12 protein-coding genes and 5 pseudogenes are annotated in these 17,754 nt (G+C 68.7%); 8 read left to right on the forward strand and 9 right to left on the reverse strand.

Features of this window, described 5'->3' with window-relative positions; genetic code table 11:
- Positions 1-499: 499 nt before the first annotated feature.
- The gene (locus ACWCQS_RS34490; protein WP_451008105.1) at positions 500-1,105 is read left to right on the forward strand and encodes a class I SAM-dependent methyltransferase; all 606 of its coding nucleotides are present in this window, start codon (positions 500-502) and stop codon (positions 1,103-1,105) included.
- On the opposite strand, the gene ACWCQS_RS34495 is transcribed toward ACWCQS_RS34490, so the two are convergent.
- The 6 genes and pseudogenes from ACWCQS_RS34495 to ACWCQS_RS34520 all read right to left on the reverse strand — a co-directional run bounded on the left by ACWCQS_RS34495 (position 1,086) and on the right by ACWCQS_RS34520 (position 5,980).
- Positions 1,086-1,784, reverse strand: a complete 699-nt coding sequence (locus ACWCQS_RS34495) for a hypothetical protein (RefSeq protein WP_451008232.1) — start codon at positions 1,782-1,784, stop codon at positions 1,086-1,088. The two genes, ACWCQS_RS34490 and ACWCQS_RS34495, sit on opposite strands and share 20 nt — an antisense overlap.
- A gap of 23 nt (positions 1,785-1,807) precedes the next feature.
- Positions 1,808-2,233 carry a recombinase family protein gene (locus ACWCQS_RS34500; protein WP_451008233.1) on the reverse strand — a complete coding sequence of 142 codons (426 nt, stop codon included), beginning with the start codon at positions 2,231-2,233 and terminating at the stop codon, positions 1,808-1,810.
- A 133-nt stretch (positions 2,234-2,366) separates the two neighbouring features.
- Positions 2,367-2,915: pseudogene (locus ACWCQS_RS34505) on the reverse strand (transposase family protein); the annotation flags it as partial.
- Between the two features lie 612 nt (positions 2,916-3,527).
- Positions 3,528-4,595: pseudogene (locus ACWCQS_RS34510) on the reverse strand (integrase core domain-containing protein).
- Between the two features lie 71 nt (positions 4,596-4,666).
- Positions 4,667-5,702, reverse strand: a pseudogene (locus ACWCQS_RS34515) (integrase core domain-containing protein).
- Positions 5,703-5,740: 38 nt separating this feature from the next.
- A complete protein-coding gene (locus tag ACWCQS_RS34520; RefSeq protein ID WP_451008106.1) occupies positions 5,741-5,980 on the reverse strand; it encodes a hypothetical protein in 240 nt (79 codons plus the stop codon).
- 202 nt (positions 5,981-6,182) lie between these two features.
- Between ACWCQS_RS34520 and ACWCQS_RS34525 the strand changes: the two are divergent.
- From ACWCQS_RS34525 to ACWCQS_RS34550, 6 genes and pseudogenes are all read left to right on the forward strand, one after another.
- Positions 6,183-6,451, forward strand: a pseudogene (locus ACWCQS_RS34525) (IS5/IS1182 family transposase); the annotation flags it as partial.
- A gap of 109 nt (positions 6,452-6,560) precedes the next feature.
- Entirely contained in the window at positions 6,561-8,555 is a 1,995-nt protein-coding gene (locus ACWCQS_RS34530) for a GtrA family protein (RefSeq protein ID WP_451008107.1), read from the forward strand.
- A gap of 287 nt (positions 8,556-8,842) precedes the next feature.
- Entirely contained in the window at positions 8,843-9,832 is a 990-nt protein-coding gene (locus ACWCQS_RS34535; RefSeq protein WP_451008108.1) for a glycosyltransferase family 2 protein, read from the forward strand.
- A 171-nt stretch (positions 9,833-10,003) separates the two neighbouring features.
- The gene (locus ACWCQS_RS34540) at positions 10,004-10,744 is read left to right on the forward strand and encodes a GNAT family N-acetyltransferase (RefSeq protein WP_451008109.1); all 741 of its coding nucleotides are present in this window, start codon (positions 10,004-10,006) and stop codon (positions 10,742-10,744) included.
- Between the two features lie 530 nt (positions 10,745-11,274).
- Positions 11,275-11,451, forward strand: a pseudogene (locus ACWCQS_RS34545) (MFS transporter); the annotation flags it as partial.
- 31 nt (positions 11,452-11,482) lie between these two features.
- Positions 11,483-11,932: an MFS transporter gene (locus ACWCQS_RS34550; RefSeq protein ID WP_451008110.1), complete on the forward strand. Its 450-nt coding sequence runs from the start codon at positions 11,483-11,485 to the stop codon at positions 11,930-11,932.
- Here the strand turns inward: ACWCQS_RS34550 and ACWCQS_RS34555 are convergent.
- The 3 genes from ACWCQS_RS34555 to ACWCQS_RS34565 all read right to left on the reverse strand — a co-directional run bounded on the left by ACWCQS_RS34555 (position 11,905) and on the right by ACWCQS_RS34565 (position 15,832).
- Complete coding sequence (locus ACWCQS_RS34555) at positions 11,905-13,512, reverse strand: alpha/beta hydrolase (protein WP_451008111.1); 1,608 nt, start codon at positions 13,510-13,512, stop codon at positions 11,905-11,907. The two genes, ACWCQS_RS34550 and ACWCQS_RS34555, sit on opposite strands and share 28 nt — an antisense overlap.
- 422 nt (positions 13,513-13,934) lie before the next feature.
- Positions 13,935-14,633 (reverse strand): response regulator, encoded by a 699-nt coding sequence (locus ACWCQS_RS34560; RefSeq protein WP_451008112.1) that lies wholly within the window; start codon positions 14,631-14,633, stop codon positions 13,935-13,937.
- Positions 14,630-15,832 (reverse strand): sensor histidine kinase, encoded by a 1,203-nt coding sequence (locus tag ACWCQS_RS34565; protein WP_451008113.1) that lies wholly within the window; start codon positions 15,830-15,832, stop codon positions 14,630-14,632. Before ACWCQS_RS34565 ends, ACWCQS_RS34560 begins: the two co-directional genes overlap by 4 nt.
- 556 nt (positions 15,833-16,388) lie before the next feature.
- On the opposite strand from ACWCQS_RS34565, the gene ACWCQS_RS34570 reads away from it, so the two are divergent.
- A complete protein-coding gene (locus ACWCQS_RS34570) occupies positions 16,389-17,738 on the forward strand; it encodes an MFS transporter (RefSeq protein ID WP_451008114.1) in 1,350 nt (449 codons plus the stop codon).
- The last annotated feature ends 16 nt before the right edge of the window (positions 17,739-17,754 follow it).

Consider the following 17,754-nt stretch of genomic DNA (forward strand, 5'->3'; position numbering starts at 1 on the left):
CAGGGTCATGTCCCGCAGGGTGCACTCGACGGGGCATGTCCCCTGGGCCGCACCGAAGGCGACCGTGGGCCGGCGAAGTACAAACCGGCGTCCCTCGAGGGGCGGGCTTCCCCCGCAGGAGCGGTGGAGGAGGGTTTGAAGAACCGTGGGAGGAACGGACTCGGACGGCCGGCCCTTGGGCGTCGAAGCGCCATGCGGTGGTTCCCGGCTCGTTCGACGGGTGAGAGCGGTTTCTGTCGGCTGCCGCCCTTGGCCGGGTGCTCGTCCGGTCGACTCACGACGGTGTCGACGATCCGATCGGCCTCACACTCTGCCCCGAGACGCAATCAGGTCCCGGACCGGGGCGCAGACGTCGCCGCGGCCGGCCCGGTGTCGGTTGAGCTGGTGACGTCGCCACGCCGACGCCTGCTGTCCTTCCCGTCCTTCTCGGCGGCGGCCTTCAGCGCCGCGGACTCGGTCGCATCGTCGAGCGGTACAGGGGCGGCCTATATTGGACCGCGTGAGCCGATGGAACGAGTTGACCGGGGGCAGGTCCGGACAGGACTACGCCGCACGGTTCGCGGCCCTGGCCCGTAGCGGGAAGGACATGCACGGTGAGGCGCGGTTCTGCGTGTCGCTCGTGCCCGCCGGAGCACGGGTGCTGGACGCCGGGTGCGGTACCGGCCGGGTCATGGTCCGGCTCGCGCGTCTCGGGTACGAGTGTGTCGGGGTGGACCTCGACGCGTCGATGCTGGCAGTGGCCCGGAAACAGGCGCCCGAGCTGCCCTGGTTCCAGGCCGATCTGGCCGAATTCGCGCCGGCCGAGCTCGGCGTGGCAGCCGACTTCGATCTCGTGGTCGCGGCGGGCAACATCTTCCCGCTGCTGGCCGCCGGCACCGAGGCCACGGTGGTCGAACGCCTGGCCGCGGCCCTGCGCCCGGGCGGTCTGCTGGTGGCCGGCTTCGGACTGGACGAAGCCCACCTGCCCGTGCCGCCCAGCATCACGCTGCCCGAGTACGACGACTGCTGCGCCACGGCCGGCCTCGCGCTCGTCGACCGCTTCGCCACCTGGGACGCCGACCCCTACGACGGCGACGGCTACGCGGTCAGCGTCCACCGCCGCTGAGCTGCACCACGAGGGGTCCTTGCGCCACCACGACCGTATCGTCAGCCGTCAACTCGCCCCTCGGACACTCCTTATAGCGATACGGAATCGAGGGCCTCGACCTAACGGTCGCGGTCCTCGTTGCGTTGTCGTACGCGATCGTGATGCCCAGGGCCTCGTAGAGGGTCTCTTTCTTCTCGGCGTCGGCGGCTTGGATACGTTGTGCGATGTCTCCGAGCCTGTCAGTGATCCCCCGGATCTCGTCGGCCGTGAGGGGTGGTTCCTTCTTCCGGGTGACGGTGGGCAGTGCGTCGAGCTTCCTCTGTGCCGCTTCCCTGTCACGTTGCGCGTCGTTGATCCACTGGGTGACGACGGCCGGGTCGGCTCCGGAGTCGGGGGCGGCCTGGTAGCGGGCGAGGCGCCGCTCGCATTCCTTGATCGCCTGGCGGGCATGGGCCTGCTCGGGGGTTTGTGGCTGTGCGGCGCTTGCCGCGATGCTGGCCTGGCTGAGTGCGGTGATGGTGGCGGTGAGCCGCTCGGGGGTGAAGGCGCGGGCGATCCATGCGTCCAGTGCCCGGCAGATGATGTCTTCGCGCAGGTTGATGGTGCGCGGATGATCGAGACCGGGGTAGAGGGCTGCTTCCTGTTCCTTGTACTCGCATCGGTAGTAGACACGGTCGCGGATCGCCGACGGCTGCATCTTCCGTCCGCACAGAGTGCATCTCACCCGTCCTCGCAGGACGTAGGCCCGTCGGCTGCTTCGCCGGTTGGGCCGGTCCTGCCGCTGGTAGACGCGGGCGCGCTGCCTGCGGGCGCACAGGGGGCCTCGAAGAGTTCCTTGGTGATGAGCGGCTCGTGTGCGGGTTCGTTGGACCAGATCCACTCGTCGCTCGGGTTGTGGGTCATGGTGGTGCGGTGGCCGAGGGTGACGTCGTCGATGTCGAGGAGGCGTTCTTCCTTGCGCTGTTTGTTCCAGACCTCGTGGCCGGTGTAGCGGGGGTTGAGGAGGATCGCCCTGACCGCACCGGCCTGCCATGCCTTCTTCGTCCGGTGGGGGTTGCGGGCGGCGTCGTGGGCGGAGGGGCAGGGGATGCCGTCGTGGTTGAGGCGGAGGGCGATGGTTTCGTCGCTTATGCCGTCGACGTACATGGTGAAGATGCGCAGGACGACGACTGCGGTGGCGGGCCCCGAGCAGGCCGCGAGTTCCCGTCTCGCACAGGGCAATGCCCTCGGTCCGCAGCGCCGTCTGGTCGTGCATGCGGCCGGGGCGGAACGCCCCGGCCCACAGCGTGCGTCCCTCGCCGTCGGCGACGACGGTCGCCTTCTTGGTGTTCATCTTCTTCTTGCCCGAGACGTACGCGCGACGGCCCGGCTTGTTCGCGCGCGGGCGGCGGACCTGGACCTCGGTGCCGTCAATGCGCAGCTCGACGCCCTCGGCGGCGGCATAGGCGAAGACGTCCGCCAGGGTACGAAGTCGCAGGTCGGGGTGGCCGGGGACGGCGAAGCCGCGGGCCGCCAGCAGCGGACGGATCTCGCGGATCGCGCGGGTGACCGTGGAGCGGTCTACCCGATAGAGCTCCGCCAGGGCCGCGTGCGGGAGTTGGAAGCGCAGCGCCACCAGGGTGACGACGACGCGGTCGACGAACACCAGCTCGTGATCCGGGCCCGCCCCGGGCGCGCGCATACGCTCGTGACCTCGACGTTCTCGCAGCCGGGACTCCTCAGCTGCCATCCAGGCGCCGACGAGCTCGACGACGAGTTTGCCGAGCCGCCGAGGCTGGAGGCCGGTGAAGATACGCGTGGACAAGGCCGTACGGCCCAGGTATTGCATCACAACAACACTCAAACCGCACGGCCTACTTCATGCCTCGGCAGTGCCTCGATCATTACCACGCACCACGTCGTAAGGTACGGCCTATGTCTGATAGATCGATGTCTACGGGCCGCCTATGGGCAGTCCTGCTCGGGGTCGACGCTGTGGTTGCTGCGTCGACGATCGTGGTGTGGAGGCAAAGCGGAACACCGTGGACCGAAACCTTGGTCAGTTCGGGTGTGGTTGCTCTTACGGTCCTGATAGCCGGCCCATGGGCGATAAGGCGGACCAGGGCAAGGGTCGAGGAAGCAATGCGGCAACAGCGTTGATCCAGTTCGGTCGCCTCTGAGAGTGCGGTACGTGACGTAATGCCTGCTTCGGTCTTGGGGTTGGGTAAGGGGCCCTGGTCGGCGGGGTGGGTTGATGGTCAGGTGCGGGGCTGAGTGAACAGGCCGGGTTCGGGTTCGGTGAGGATGCCCCGTGTGACCAGGCGTTTCAGCTTGCACCGGATGCCTTCGGTGTTCTTCGGGAGTGGCCGGCCTGGTCTCCGACCGCGCCGCCGAGAGGTGATCGGCCATCAGCCGAACCGCCAGGCCGGCACTGTGGGTGCCGATAAATCATCCGGCCTGGTCATGCGGCATGGTGGTACTCGTGGAGAGTTCCGCCGAGTCGGTTTCGTCGGCGGATCTCCAGGTGTCTGGTGTTCCCCGGTTCGCTGATCGGGTGGGGGAGTGGGCGGAGGGGAGCGGCTTGGCCCAGGGCTCGGTGCGGGCGGTGTCCGTTGTAGAAGGTCTCGAACTCGCGGAGCACGTGGAGGAGGTGCCTGGGGTTCCAGATCAGGGTGCGGTCCAGGAGTTCGCGCCGGCAGGTCTGTATCCAGCGCTCCATGATGGAGTTCATCCGCGGTATCTGGATGCCGGTGGTGATGACCTTCGGCCCGGCGTCGGCCATGAGGGCGTCGAAGGTGGCGGTGAACTTCGAGTCTCGGTCGCGGATCAAGTATCTGGCCCTGCTGCCGGCGTCCTCCAGGTCCATCAGGAGGTTGCGCCCGAGCTGCACGATCCAGTCCGCGGTCGGGTGCGCGGTGGCACCGAGGATCCGGATGCGCCTCGCGGAGTGCTCGATGGCCGCGAAAGCGTACAGGCGTGCCCCGGTCAGGGTGCGGACCTTGAACAGATCGCAGGCGAGCAGCGCATCGGCTTGGCTGCGTAGGAAGTCGGCCCAGGTCGTGCTCTGTCGTGCGGGGGCGGGTGGGCTGCCGTGCTCCTTGAGGATTTCCCACAGGGGGGAGGCGGCGACCTTGATGCCCAGCGCTGCGAGTTCACCGTGGATCCGGCGATACCCCACGCGCTGTTCTCGCGGGCGAGGCGCGGGACCAGGGCGCGGATCGACCGGACCGTGGGTGGGCGTCCGCGCCGCTTCGGCGCGCATGTGGCGGCATGTCGTCGCTCGAGCAGGTTGCGATGCCACCGCAGGATCGTGTCCGGGCGTACCGACAGAAGGAGCTGCCGCAGCATCTCCACGGGGAGGTGGTGGAGCAGGCCTCCTCGAACCTGGGCTTGCCGACCGGGCGCTGCAGGACCAGCAGTTGGTGCCTCAGCGCCAGTATCTCGATGTCCTTCTCCTGCTGCTTATCGGCAGCAGGCGCAGGAACCCAATGGTGTTGGTCGCAACAAGATAGGCCAGGCGCAGCAGCACGACAGATCATGATGCCCCGGGTGCCCTGCGCAGATGAAGACTGCAGCTGCCGAATATGCCATCCGGCCAGGTCAGGCGGCGTTTCGGTTCTCGTGGATCACTCCGGAGAGCCGGTCCCGGCGGCGTATGTCCAGACGGGAGATCCGTCCGATATCGGTGATTGGTTCGGGGACTGCGCGCAGTGGTGCGGCCTGGTTCATCGCTTGATGGGGCCGGTGGGTGTTGTGGTGTTGCTCGAACTGGCGGATGGCGTGGCGCAGGTGGCGCTCGTTCCAGATGAGGGTGCGGTCCAGGAGTTCGTGGCGGACAGGTCTGGACCCAGCGCTCCATGGTGGCGTTCATGCGCGGCATCCGGACGCCGGTGAGCACCGTCTGGACGCCGGCGTCTGCCAGGATCTGGTCGAAGAGCGCCGGGAACTTCGCGTCCCGGACCCGGATCAGATATTTGACGGTGGTCCCGGCGTCTTCCAGGGCCATCACCAGGTTTCGTGCGGCCTGGCTCACCCAGTGCGCGGTGCGGTGCGCCGTGGTGCCGAGGATCCGGACGCGGCGGGTGGTGTGCTCGATGACGGCGAGGATGTACTGGCGCCGGCCGGTCAGGGTGACGGTCTCGATGAAGTCGCATGCCAGGAGGGCGTCGGCCTGGGAGCGCAGGAAGTCGGCCCAGGGGGTGGCGGCTCGGTCGGGCGCGGGGTCGATGCCCTCGGTCTTGAGGTCTCCCAGACGGTGGAGGCGGCGACCTTGATGCCGAGGGTGGCGAGTTCGCCGTTCACTCTGCGGTAGCCCCACGACGGGTTCTCCCAGACCAGGCGGACCGATCAGGATGCGGATCGAGCGAACGGTGGGCGGACGGCCCGGCCTCTTCGGTCGGCAGGTGCGGGCGTGGCGCCGCTTGATGAGGTCGCGGTGCCACCGCAGCACGGTGTCGGGCTGGACCAGCAACCGGAGCCCGCGCAGAACCCGGCGCGGCAGCGGCACCAGCACAGCGGCGAGGAAGGCTCGGTCTTCCGAGGCGAACTTCACCCGGTCCGCACCGAGTTGCCGCTCAAGGATGGTGATCTGGTGGCGCAGGACGAGAATCTCCGCGTCCTTGGCGCGGTCGCTCATCGGTAGCAGCCGCAGTGCGGCGAACGCGTTGGTGATGGTCAGGTAGGCGAGACGAAGCAACGCGAGTGCTCATCCTGCCGCAGCACCGACAAGCCCTTGAGCTGTATGGATGACATTCTCGGCAGGCGCAGTGTTGTGAGCTTCACGGGCGTGTATTGACAGCCGTGGTCGGCGTGGTGAATGAGTTCACGGGGGGCGACTTCGCGGCTGGCCAGGGCAAACTTCAGCGAGGTGAGGACCAGGTCCGCGTCCGCGCGGGCGGACGTCTCCCAGGCCACCACCCGGCGGGAGAACGCGTCGCGGATCGCGGACTGAGGTTCCCCCGCTGGGTGGGAGCTGCTGATCAGCTGGTTAGGGCCGGTACTCGTAGGCGATCGTGAACCGGGGCGGCAGACACCGCTCCCCGTACTCGATGATGCCCTCCGCGTCCGACCACCTGTGGACACCGGCCAGTTTCGGAGAGCCATCGTCGTGGCCGACGGCTACGACTACCAACCCGTCTACAACGAGCTGCTGCTCACCAATCGCGGCGCCAAGACTCCGATCCAGACCGACGGCCGCTGGGTCGTCGAGCGCACGAACTCGTGGATGAACAACTTCTGCGAACTTCGCCGCAACACCGAACGACGCCGCGCCGGCACGGAGTTCTACCTTGCCCTGACCGCTACCACTATCACTGTGTGGCCTCATCCGCCGCGCCTGGTACCCACCGCCGGGACACCCGACCCGCCAGCCCCCGCATCCGATAACCCCAGCCACTACCCACTGGCAGACGCTCCAAGCTCGACCACAAGTGTTCACGTTTGAATCATGTAAGATTTGAACGATGTTCTTAATTTGAACACTTAACTTCCCGCCATGCTGCACTTGACGGCCTGGCGCCGGCATATGCCCTCATGGGTACGGAACATCTGGCGAGAGGTTGTGGCCTTCGGTCTCGTCGGCGCCGTTGCGTTCGTGGTGGAGACCGCGAGCTTCAACTTCCTGCTCTTCGGTTCGCCGGACCACGGCGGGCCGCTGGGCTCCACACCGGTCCTCGCCTCCGCGATCGCCACGCTCCTGGCCATGGTGGTCAGCTGGCTGGGCAATCGCTACTGGACCTATCGGGACCGCAAGGGAGCGGTCGACCGACGCGAGGTGGCCTGGTTCATCGCCGTCAACCTGGCCGGGCTGGCGGTCACCGCCTTCCCCGTCTACGTTGCGCACGAAGTGTTCGGACTGTCCTCCCCGTTGAGCGACAACGCGGCCCGCCTGGTGGGCTGGGCGGCGGCGACGCTGATGCGGTTCGCCGCGTACCGCACCCTCGTCTTCACCGCATACCGAGAGGACTCCCCGGACATGCCCGCGACGACCGACCGTTGGCGTGCGATCTCCCGTGCCACCCGGCCGCACGACCTGCTCTGGCCCGGCTTCCTGGCCTTGGTGGCCGCGATCTGCGGGTGGGCCGTCTCCGTCGCGTTCCACCCCGGCTTCCTCAGCCCGGACAGCCTTTCGCAGCTGGCGCAGGCACAGGGGAAGCAGCCGGTGACCGACTGGCACCCGCCAATCCTGGCTCTGTTCTGGCGCACGCTCATCGACATCACCGGCGCGCTGTCGGCGATGGCCGAGATCCAGGCCGCCCTGCTGTGGGGCACCCTCTGGGTGCTCGCGGTCGTGCTGTGGCGTCGGACCGGCAGCCGCCCCTTGTCGCTGCTGATGCTCGGCTTCGGCCTCGCCCCGCATGTCCTTACCTTCACCGGGGTGGTGTGGAAGGACGTGCACATGGCATACACCCTGCTGGCCGCGTGCGCGATCGCGCTCGTCGCGCGAGAGCTGCCGGAGGGACGGGAGCGGGCTCGTTGGGGATTGCTGATCCTCGGCATGCTCTTCCTCACCTACGCGATGCTGGTGCGCAAGAACGGGCTTCCGGCCGTCGTACCGATCTTCCTGCTGCTGATGTTCGCGCTCTGGCCGCGTCCCGGGCGGCGCCGCTGGCTGGTCGCCGCGGGGTCACTGCTGGCGCTCGCCGCCGTCGGCAGCCTGGGGGTGTCCTCGGCCGCCCATCCGCTCGCGGTGCGCCAGTACGCGCAGATACCCCTCGACGACGTGGTCCACGTACTCACCCCTCAGCAGGTGCGCTCCGCCGCGACGAAGGCCGGGGCGTCCCCGGAGTTCACCGACGACCTGGTGGCGACCGCGCGGACCTGCCAACGCAAGGACATCGTCTGGGACGCCTACTTCGCCTGCTACCCGCACAAGCCGGGTGATCAGGCCGGCTTCGAGGCCGACCAGGCCGACGTCCTGCTCAAGATGTGGACGCAGCAGATGCCGCACCACGCGACCGGCTACGTCGAGTACCGCTCCCGTACGTTCGCCCGGTTGCTGTTCCAGGGCAATCTCCAGTACCTCGGCGGTGACTCCGCCGTCATGCCGAAGGACGTCCAGGTCAACAAGACACTGGACGCGGCCATGAAGTCCTATGTGATGGGCTTCGACCGCGACTTCCCCTGGCTGTTCCAGGGCTGGTTCTGGCTGGTGGTCTCGCTGGTGCTGGCACTGCGCCGCCGCTGGCCCGGCCCGTGGTCGCGGGAGCTGCGGCTGCTCGGCGTGAGTGGTGTCATCTACATCGCCACCTACCTGCCCACCGCCCCTTCGGCCAACTACCGCTACGTGTACTGGCCGGCGATCGCCGGCACCTTCGGGATACTGCTGGCGGTGAGCGGAGCGATCGTGGCGCGGCGCACGGCCCACGCCACCCAGGACACCGGGTCCACCGCGGCGGTCGAGGCACTCGTGAACGGTCCGTTCACGGCAGACCTGACCGCGCCGCACCCCGTCGGCTCCGGTCCTCGCCTGGACGTCACCACCGGCTGATCCCGGCGCCGGTCGCGCCCGTGCCGGGTGGCTGCCGCAGCTCTCCGGCACGTCCCGCCAAGGGCCTGTCGGTACGCAACCGCCACATCAACGCGTTGAAGTGGCTGCGCAGGTCAGGGATCGGCCGAGCGCCCCCAGCGGCAGGTGCGGCTCGATCAACTCCCGCATTGCCCATCTGTCAGATCACCACGCGTCACGCGACCGGTCTACCGCACCCAGCTCCACCCTGTAGCGAGAAAGACCGATCTCGTGATCTCAACTCAGAACACTCCCTAGAGGATCACGGAATGAACCCTGCAATCGCGTGCGTCGTACCCTGCTACAACGAGGAGGCTGCCGTAGGCAAGGTCGTGCGCGATCTGCGTGCGTCGCTGCCCGAGGCGGTCATCTACGTCTACGACAACGCTTCGACGGACAACACCGTCGCCGAGGCTCTGGCGGCGGGCGCGATCGTGCGCCAAGAGCCGCGCAAGGGCAAGGGCAACGTGATTCGACGGGCGTTCGCCGACGTCGAGGCCGACGCACTGCTGATCATCGACGGCGACGACACCTATGACGCCTCCCGTGCCCGTGAGATGGTCGACCTGCTCTTCGAAGGCCCCTACGACCAGGTAGTCGGCGCTCGTCGAGAGGTCGAGGAGAGCGCCTACCGGCCCGGGCACGCGGTCGGCAACAAGATGCTCACGGGCGCCGTGCGGATGCTGTTCGGCAACGACGTGAGTGACATGCTCAGCGGTTACCGCGTGTTCTCGCGGCGTTACATAAAGTCCTTTCCGGCACTGTCACACGAGTTCGAGACAGAGACCGAGATGACGGTGCACGCCCTCAGTCTGCGGCTGCCCACCACCGAGATGGAGATCGACTTCAAGGATCGGCCCGCCGGAAGCGTGAGCAAGCTGCGCACGTACCGCGACGGTTGGCGCATCCTGAAGCTCATCCTGGGCCTGGCCCGGCGCCAGCGGCCCTCGCAGTTCCACGCAGTGATCGCCGCTCTGTTGACGATCATCTCGCTCGCCCTGGGCCTGCCGGTGGTCATCGACTTCATGCAGACCGGCGTCGTGTTGCGGCTTCCGACCGCCCTACTGGCCGCCGCCATCATGATCATCGCGGTGCTCGTTCTGCTGGTCGGCTACATACTCGAGTCCTTCATGCACATGCGCCAGGAGCAGGCACGCCTCGCCCACCTGCGTTATCTCGCACCGTCCCGCGGCGTCGACTTCGTGCCGGAGGAGCTGGGCAGCGCGCCGCAGGAGTCCGGGCCGGGGGCCGTCGCCTGAGAGATCCCCCGCATCATCCGGGAGTGGGTGGCGGACAAGGGGGAGTACCCGACGCTGACGCAGATCGGCGAGGCAGTATCAGGACACCGTTACTGAGATTCGCCGCGTGTTGTCGCTCGCGTGGCACTCGGAGCTGCAGCGATGTCTTATCCGCGAGCGAAACGACTCGGAATGTCCTCACGTCTGTACGAATACGGCCAGCCCATCGGCCAACCGCTGCCTGACTGGACGGTGCGTCCGGTGCCCGCCCGGGTCACCCTCGACGGCCGCTTCTGCAGGGTGGAACCTCTGGACGCGAACCGCCACACCGACGACCTGTACTCCGCTTACGCTTTCGAGGCGGATGGCAGGGACTGGACATACATGATGGCCGGTCCGTTCGGCAGCCGGGACGACTACCGCAGCTACGTGGTGACGGTGACGCGGGCAGACGACCCTCTGCACCACGCGGTCGTCGACCTGCGCAGCGGCAAGGCGGTGGGCACCCTCTCCCTGGTGCGCCAAGACCCGTCCAACGGCGTCGTCGAGGTGGGGAACGTGGCGTTCTCGCCCCTGCTCAAGCGGACTCCGATCTCGACGGAAGCACAGTTCCTGCTGATGTCCTACGCCTTCGACGAACTCGGCTACCGACGCCACGAGTGGAAGTGCGACAGCCTCAACGCGCCCTCGCGCAAGGCGGCAGTGCGGCTGGGCTTCACCTTCGAGGGGATCTTCCGCCAGGCCGTGGTGTACAAGGGCCGTAACCGGGACACCGCCTGGTACTCCGTCATCGACTCCGAGTGGCTCCAGGTCGGCAAGGCGCTTCGGGAGTGGCTCTCGCCCGACAACTTCGATGCGGACGGCCGTCAGAAGCAGTCCCTGTCTGCTGTACGCGCCGCCGATGCGAACCCCGACGCGGAGCGGGCGCTCTGAGGTCCGACACCGGATGCCGCAAGCGCTCGGCGCACCCACGCGAGACCGAGGACGTCCTCTACCAACACCCCGACCTACGGGAGGTGGCTTCCTCGGTATCCCGCACGTCACGATCGGCGACCAGGCGGCCGCCGGCGTCATGCTCCGGCCGGGCTCCGAGCAAGACCCCAGACCCACTCCCACTGTCGGTCAAGGACCGCGTGGCGCCGTAAAGGTACCTGCGGCGGATCATCTACGTCGACGCCCACGAAGGGGGGCACACGGCAGGATCCCCAAGCGGGAGATCCCGGCCCCTCGCTGACCGGCGCCATCGGGCACGAACCCACCAGCGACCACCGCAGGCCGGAACCGCAAGCTCAACCACCGAACCTAGGAATCCACATGACACCCGCCCGGCCCCGGCCGGTGGAGCGTGCGCAAGAAGCACAGCAGCAGACAGCACGCGGACCCGGAGGCGTCATCGCCCCACGGCGCTCGCCACCGCGATCGCGCAGATGGACTACAACGCGCCGATGCTCACGCTGCACGGCATGACAAGGGACTTCCACACCCCCGTTTCCGAGCAGGCCTGGCTGCTCGACGGGACCCCTCTGGGCCTGGCGGCTCTCCTGCTCGTCGCGGGCAGCCTCGCCGACGGCTACGGCCGGCGACTCGCCTTCCTCATCGGCACCGCGGCGATGAGCCTCACCACCGGTCTCGGCGCACTCGCCACCTCCACACTCACTTTCACCCTGGGCCGTGTCGCCCTGGGCGCGGCGTGCGCGTTGCATCACCAGCAGCCTCGGCCTGATCGCACACGCCTACCCGGCCGGCCACGTACGCATACGTGCACTGGGCATATGCGGCGCATCGTTCAGCGCAGGCACCGCCACTGGTCCACTGATCGCCGGCGGGTTCGCCGAAGTCGACTGGCGCCTGGGGTACGTGGTCTTCGCCGCCGCCAGCCTCCTCGTGGTCGCCGCTGCCGCCCGTGTCCTCGGCGAATCCAAAGGTTCGCGCGGCGGCCGGCCCGATTTGCCAGGCGCCCTCGCGTTGGGCGCGGCGCTCACCACCTTGCTCAGCGCGCAGACACTTGGGCGGAACGGCTGGTTGCGCGCACCAGTGGCCTCGAGGCGACTCCAACCGGACGGGCCAGACAGGGAAAACCGCGTTCCGGCAGGCTACTTCCGGGTGACGTCGGTGCAGTAGACGTCCTTGTCCGGCAGGTGGCCGGTGGTCAGGAAGTCGACGGTGGCCTTGTCGGCGCAGGCGGAGCCTTCGTTGTAGACGTAGTGCCCGCCGTTGTCGACGCCGACGAAGGCGGAGCCGCCACCGAGGGCCTTGTGCAGTCCGACGCCGCTTTCCCACGGGGTGGCGTTGTCCCGGCGGTTTTGCAGGATCAGGGTGTTGCTCGGGCCGCCGGGCACTACCTTGACCGTCGCCTCGGCCGGCTTGTCCCAGTAGGCGCATGCCCAGATGTTGGCGGGCATGCCGGCGGTGAGCGGCCACTTCTCGCGGTCGGCGGCGGTGCGGGCGGCGTAGCCGTCGACGTCGTGCGGCCATTCGGCGTCGCCGCAGGTGAGAGCCATGAACATGGTGGCCTGGTTGTCCGCGGGGATGCCCGGGGACGTCGGCGTGTCGGCGAACACCTCCTTGAGAACCGCGGTGTCGGCGGCCGTGGTGCTGCCGTGGGTCAGGTCGTCGGCGGCTTTCCAGAACTTGGTGAGCACGGGAAGGGTGTTGTTGTGCAGGAGCAGGGCGTAGGTCATGTTCCGCAGCAGCGCCCCGTCCAGCGACACTGATGCGCCGGGAATCGCTGCGGGCGTGCGGTCGAGCCGGTCGGCGAGGGTGAGGTAGGTGTGGGTCACCTGCGCGACGTTCGTGCCCAGCTTGAGGGTGCTGTTCTGCGCCGCGGCGACGCGGGCGGCGTCGGGGAACCGGTCGGCCATGCCCTTGCCCCAGGTGTCCGCGACTTGGTTGGCCCAGACCTTGGTGGGGTCGACGTTGCCTTCCAGGATCATCCGGTCGGTGTGGTCCTGGAAGAGGGAGCGGTAGACGGCACCGAGGTAGGTGCCGTAGGACTGGCCCCAGTAGGACATCTTCTGCTCACCGAGCGCCTGACGGATGCGATCCATGTCGCGGGCGGTGTTGGCGGTGTTGTAGTACTGCAGGTTCTTGGCCACCGTGTCGGCGCACTGCTTGGCGTCGGCCTTGGCGAGGGCCACGTTCTTGGTGATCGAGCCGTCCGCGGCGGGATAGGGGAAGAGCCCGGACACGCTGGGGTCCTTCAGACCGCAACTCTGCGGGGTGCTGTGTTCGACGCCGCGCGGGTCGAAACCGATCAGGTCGTAGCGCTCCAGCACGGACTTCGGCAGTGTGGATGCCATGGCTTCGGGCATGTCGAGACCGCCCAGGGCCGGCCCACCGGGATTCAGCAGCAGAACACCACGTCGCTTCCCGGGCTTTGCGGTGGACAGACGGGAGACCGCCACGTCGATCTTCGTGCCGCCCGGGTCCTGGTAGTCCAAGGGCACCTCCAACGTCCCGCAGGCCAGGTGGGGGTCACGGGTTTGTCCCTCGGCCAGTGCCGGGCACTTGCCCCAGATGATCCCGGCGTCGCCCGCAGTCCGGCCGGCGCTCTTGCCGGAGACCTTGGCCGGCTGTGCACCCTTGGCGTCGGCACCACACGCGGCCAGTGCGGCTCCTGCCAGCGTGGAAACCAACACAGCCGCGGCGATTCGGCGGCCTCTGGGGAAACCGTGCTTCGCGGAACTGCGTGTCGTCGTCATGGCGTTGTCCTTAGCTGCTCGCTGGTCGGCCGGCCTGGTGCGGCCGTTGTGTTCACGATTCGAGTCAACAAGAGACCACCGGTGGCGCGCGTCACCGCAGAGAGGACAAATCAGGTGGCTCGCTCGGGGGATCCTGCACCGACCCTGAGCACGGAGCGGCCGCCGTGTGGCGTATCGGATGAGCTGTCGGCGCGGAGCGAGCCGTTGCTGCCGGCTTGCCGCGCTGCGCGGATCACCCGAGGTGCAAGCGTCCGGACGACCGGAAGGGTGCTGTCGGGCATCCTGCTTCGTGCCGGCATTCCGCGGGTGGCCGGAACGACGTGGGTCGCCCGGTCCTGGTGGACCAGAAAGCCGCAGGGTGGGGAGCATGCCGATCGGGCGAGCCGGTCCATGGTCCGGATACCGCCGGCATCACAGGGCCGTCAGGCTCGGTCGCCGTCCCCCGCCAACCCTGCCCGGTACGCCAGGACCACCGCCTGGACGCGGTCGCGGAGGTCCAGTTTGGTGAGGATGCGGGACACGTAGGTCTTCACGGTCTCGTGGCTGATGACCAGCTCGGTGGCGATCTCGGCGTTCGACAGGCCCTTACTGATCAGGAGTAGGACCTCGTGCTCGCGGGCGGTGAGGACCTTCAGGCGCTCGCGCTCGGGGGACGCGGGGGCGGCGGAGGGGCGTACGCGTTCGGCGAAGCGGCCGATCAAGGTGCGGGTGACGGCGGGGGCCAGGAGGGACTCGCCGCGGGCGACGACGCGTACCGCGTTGATCAGTTCGGGCGGTGGGGCGTCCTTCAGCAGGAAGCCGCTGGCGCCGGCGCGCAGGGCCTCGTACACGTACTCGTCGACGTTGAAGGTCGTCACGACGAGGATCCTGGCAGGGCTGACGGAGTCGGGCCCCGCCAGGCGGCGTGTGGCCTCGATTCCGTCGAGCAGGGGCATACGGATGTCCATGACGACGACGTCCGGCTTCAGCTCCTGCGTGCTCCGGATCGCCTCCCGGCCGTCCACGGCCTCGCCCACGACCTCCATGTCGGGCTGGGCGGAGAGGATCGTGACGAAGCCGGCACGCACGAGGGCCTGGTCTTCGCAGACCAGCACCCTGATCGCAGGGGGCGGAACACTCACGTGGCACCTCCCGCGGGAATGCGTGCGTGCACGCGGAAACCGCCCTCCGGGCAGGGCCCAGCCGCGAACTCGCCCCCCAGCATTTCCACCCGTTCCCGCAGCCCGGTCAGGCCCCGGCCGCCCGAGACGTGCGGGCCGCCGCCCAGCGGGGCGGTGGACGCGGGAGCGCCGTCGGCCGTCCCGGCGGTAGTGATCTCGATGTCCGTCCAGTCGGGGGTGTGCACGAGCCGCACCAGCGTCCGTCGGCCCGCGGCGTACTTCACGGCGTTCGTCAGGGATTCCTGCACGACGCGATACGCCGTGAGCTGGGCACCTGTGGCCATGGCCGGCTGCTCTCCGTCCTCGACCAACTCGATCGGCTGGCCGCTCGCTCGTGTCTGCTCCACCAGATCAGGCACCCGGCCCGGCACCGGCGTCCGTTCCCGTGGCGCCGCATCACCGGTCGCCTCCAGCACGCCGAGCAGGAACCGCAGCTCGGCCAGCGCGCGGCGGCCGGTGCCGCTGATGGCTTCGAGGGCCTCGTGGAGGCGGTCTGGCGACTCGGTCAGGTACTGCGCGGCACCTGCCTGCACCACCATCGCGGTCACATGGTGGGTCACCACGTCGTGCAGCTCCCCAGCCAGGCGGCTGCGTTCCGCCGCGATGGCCATCTGCGCGGACAGGCGCCGTCGCTCGGCCTCCTGCGCCCGCCGCCCACGTACCTGGACACCCAGGCCCCACACCACCGCCAGGACCATGTAATAGAGCAGGTAGTCGGTCAGGCCCTCGGGCGAGCCCAGCACGTGCAGGACGACGCCGAAGACCACGTACCCGCCCGTCGCCGCCAGCGGTACGACCCGCCGGAAGCGGTCCTGGTGGACACCCGCGGAGTACAGCGCGACGTACAGCCCCAGGCTGCCGAAGGCCGGCGGGAAGCCCAGGCACTCGTACGCCGCGAACGAGGCCCCCACCACCGTGAGGCAGGCAGCCGGCCACCGGGTGCGCACCGCGAGCGGCAGGGTCTGCCCCAGGGACAGCAGCACACTCGGGACCGAGGCGCCATGGGTGGGAAGGTCGCCGAACTGCACCCCGAACCGCGACAGCGGCGCCGCGAACGACAGCACCGTGAAGACCAGCGCGACCCCACAGTCCCTGGTGGCAGCAGAGCGCGATCCCCACCACCGCGACAGCACGCGGAGCCGGGCGGCTGCGGCGGCCACCGGGTTCACGCTTGCGGATAGGCCACTGTCCTGCCCACGCGCCGTTGACGCAGGGGATACCGAGCCCGATGGTTCACGCGCTGCTGGGTCTTCCGTCATCATCATCCACGATCCCGTACGTCCCGCCCTGAGCGGCACCAGGACCGGGCCGTGGTCCGCGGCCCGCCCGCCCTTTCGGCACGACCGGTTCGGTATCCGCACCACACGGCACCGCGGGCCGGACGGTCTTGCACGGCAAGCCTAGCGTCCTGCCGCGGGGGCTGCGTCCCCCGGGAGAGGACAGGCAGGTAGCTCGCTCGGGGGACCCGCGGAGACGGCAAGTGCCTACCCGTCGGTGACGACGCGCAAGGGTCGCGGCTCGTAGCTTTCCAGCATCCAAAGCGCAGACCGCCCACCGGGAGCCCGTCATGAGGAGGAAGCCGTGTCAGGCGGCGGCGAGTGCCCCCGCGCGGGCCGAGCGGGTCGCCCCGGTCACGCGTCTCCCACCCGAGCTGGGTGCGCCCGCCCCGCCGGCCACCCGCTCCAGGTCTCGACAAGGGGCAGGAACGGAGACGTCGTGACGGAGGATGTCCTGGAGACCGACGGCATACCCGGCAAGCGGTCCATACGGCCGCTGGGCGGGGTGCTGGCGGCCATGGCCGTGTCGCTGACCGGTACTCGGATCTCGTCCGTCGCGCTGCCCTGGTTCGTTCTCGTGACGACCGGCAGCGCCACCCGGACCGGACTGGTGACCTTCTGCGAGATGGCTCCCTACGTGGTGGTCAAAGCGTTCAGCGGGCCGTTGGTGGACCGGATCGGCCCGCGAGCCGTGTCCTGGACCACGGATCTGGCCAGTGCAACCGCTGCCGCTGCGGTTCCTCTGTTCCACGCCCTGGGCCTGCTGTCCTTTCCGATCCTGCTGGCCCTGGTCGCGCTGATCGGCGCGGTGCGCGGCCCCGGCGACCTGGCCAAGGAAGTCATGGTCCCGGAGGCGGCCGAGTACAGCTCGATGCCGCTGGGGCGGGCCACCGGTCTGTCCGGCGTGACCGAGCGGCTCGCCTCCACCATTGGACCAGCGGCCGGCGGCTCCCTGGCGGCACTGCTCGGCCCCCTGACGGGACTTGTCGTCAACGCGGGCTGCTTTGCTCTCGGATCGGTGATCATCGCACTGGCGCTGCCCCGCTGGATGGGGCATACGGTCGAGGAAGCCCCCTCCAAGGCCGGAGGGACGGAACCGGGTTACTGGCGACGATTCGGCGAAGGCTTCACGTTCCTGCGCGGCGAGTTGTTGCTGCTGACCGTCATCGTCATGGTCGGGGTCACCAACCTGCTGGACGCAGGGTTCACCACGGTGCTCATGCCCGTCTGGGCCAAAGATTCCGGCAATGGGCCGACTGCGATCGGCCTGATGGGCAGCGTGTTGGGAGTCGCAGCGATCGCTGGGAGTCTGGTCGCTGCGGCGGCGGCGCACCGGCTACGACGCCGGATGGTGTTCTTGACCGGGTTTCTGTTGGCCGGGGCGCCGAGATTCCTGATCCTGGCTTCCGATGCACCGATGGGGGCGGTACTGGCCGTGTTCGCCGTCAGTGGATTCGGGGCGGGCTTCCTGAACCCGGTGCTGGGGGCTGTCCTCTTCGAGCGGGTGCCACGCCGAATGCTGGGCCGGGTCAACGCCCTTGGTGACTCGCTGGCCTGGGCCGGTATCCCTCTCGGTGGACTGATCGCCGGGGCGGCCGTGGCCTCCGTCGGACTTGCACCGGTGCTGGTCGCCTGCGGGGCCGCGTACTTCCTCACCACGAACCTGACCGGGCTGCGGCCGGAATGGCGCGAGATCGACCGCGTGGGTCGGCGAGACGCCCAGGAGCGGCAACCCAAGGGCAAGCACATCAACAACGAGCGTGTCGACGAGGCCACCTCTCAACCCTGACGTCTTCCCGACCGCC

The organism is Streptomyces sp. NPDC002076 (assembly GCF_053593835.1).

Coding starts and splice junctions, on each gene's coding strand:
- ACWCQS_RS34495 (WP_451008232.1), bottom strand. CDS start 1,784: ATGCAGCCGTCGGCGATCCGCGACCGTGTCTACTACCGATGCGAGTAC.
- ACWCQS_RS34500 (WP_451008233.1), bottom strand. CDS start 2,233: ATGTACGTCGACGGCATAAGCGACGAAACCATCGCCCTCCGCCTCAAC.
- ACWCQS_RS34530 (WP_451008107.1), top strand. CDS start 6,561: ATGCTGCACTTGACGGCCTGGCGCCGGCATATGCCCTCATGGGTACGG.
- ACWCQS_RS34535 (WP_451008108.1), top strand. CDS start 8,843: ATGAACCCTGCAATCGCGTGCGTCGTACCCTGCTACAACGAGGAGGCT.
- ACWCQS_RS34540 (WP_451008109.1), top strand. CDS start 10,004: ATGTCCTCACGTCTGTACGAATACGGCCAGCCCATCGGCCAACCGCTG.
- ACWCQS_RS34555 (WP_451008111.1), bottom strand. CDS start 13,512: ATGACGACGACACGCAGTTCCGCGAAGCACGGTTTCCCCAGAGGCCGC.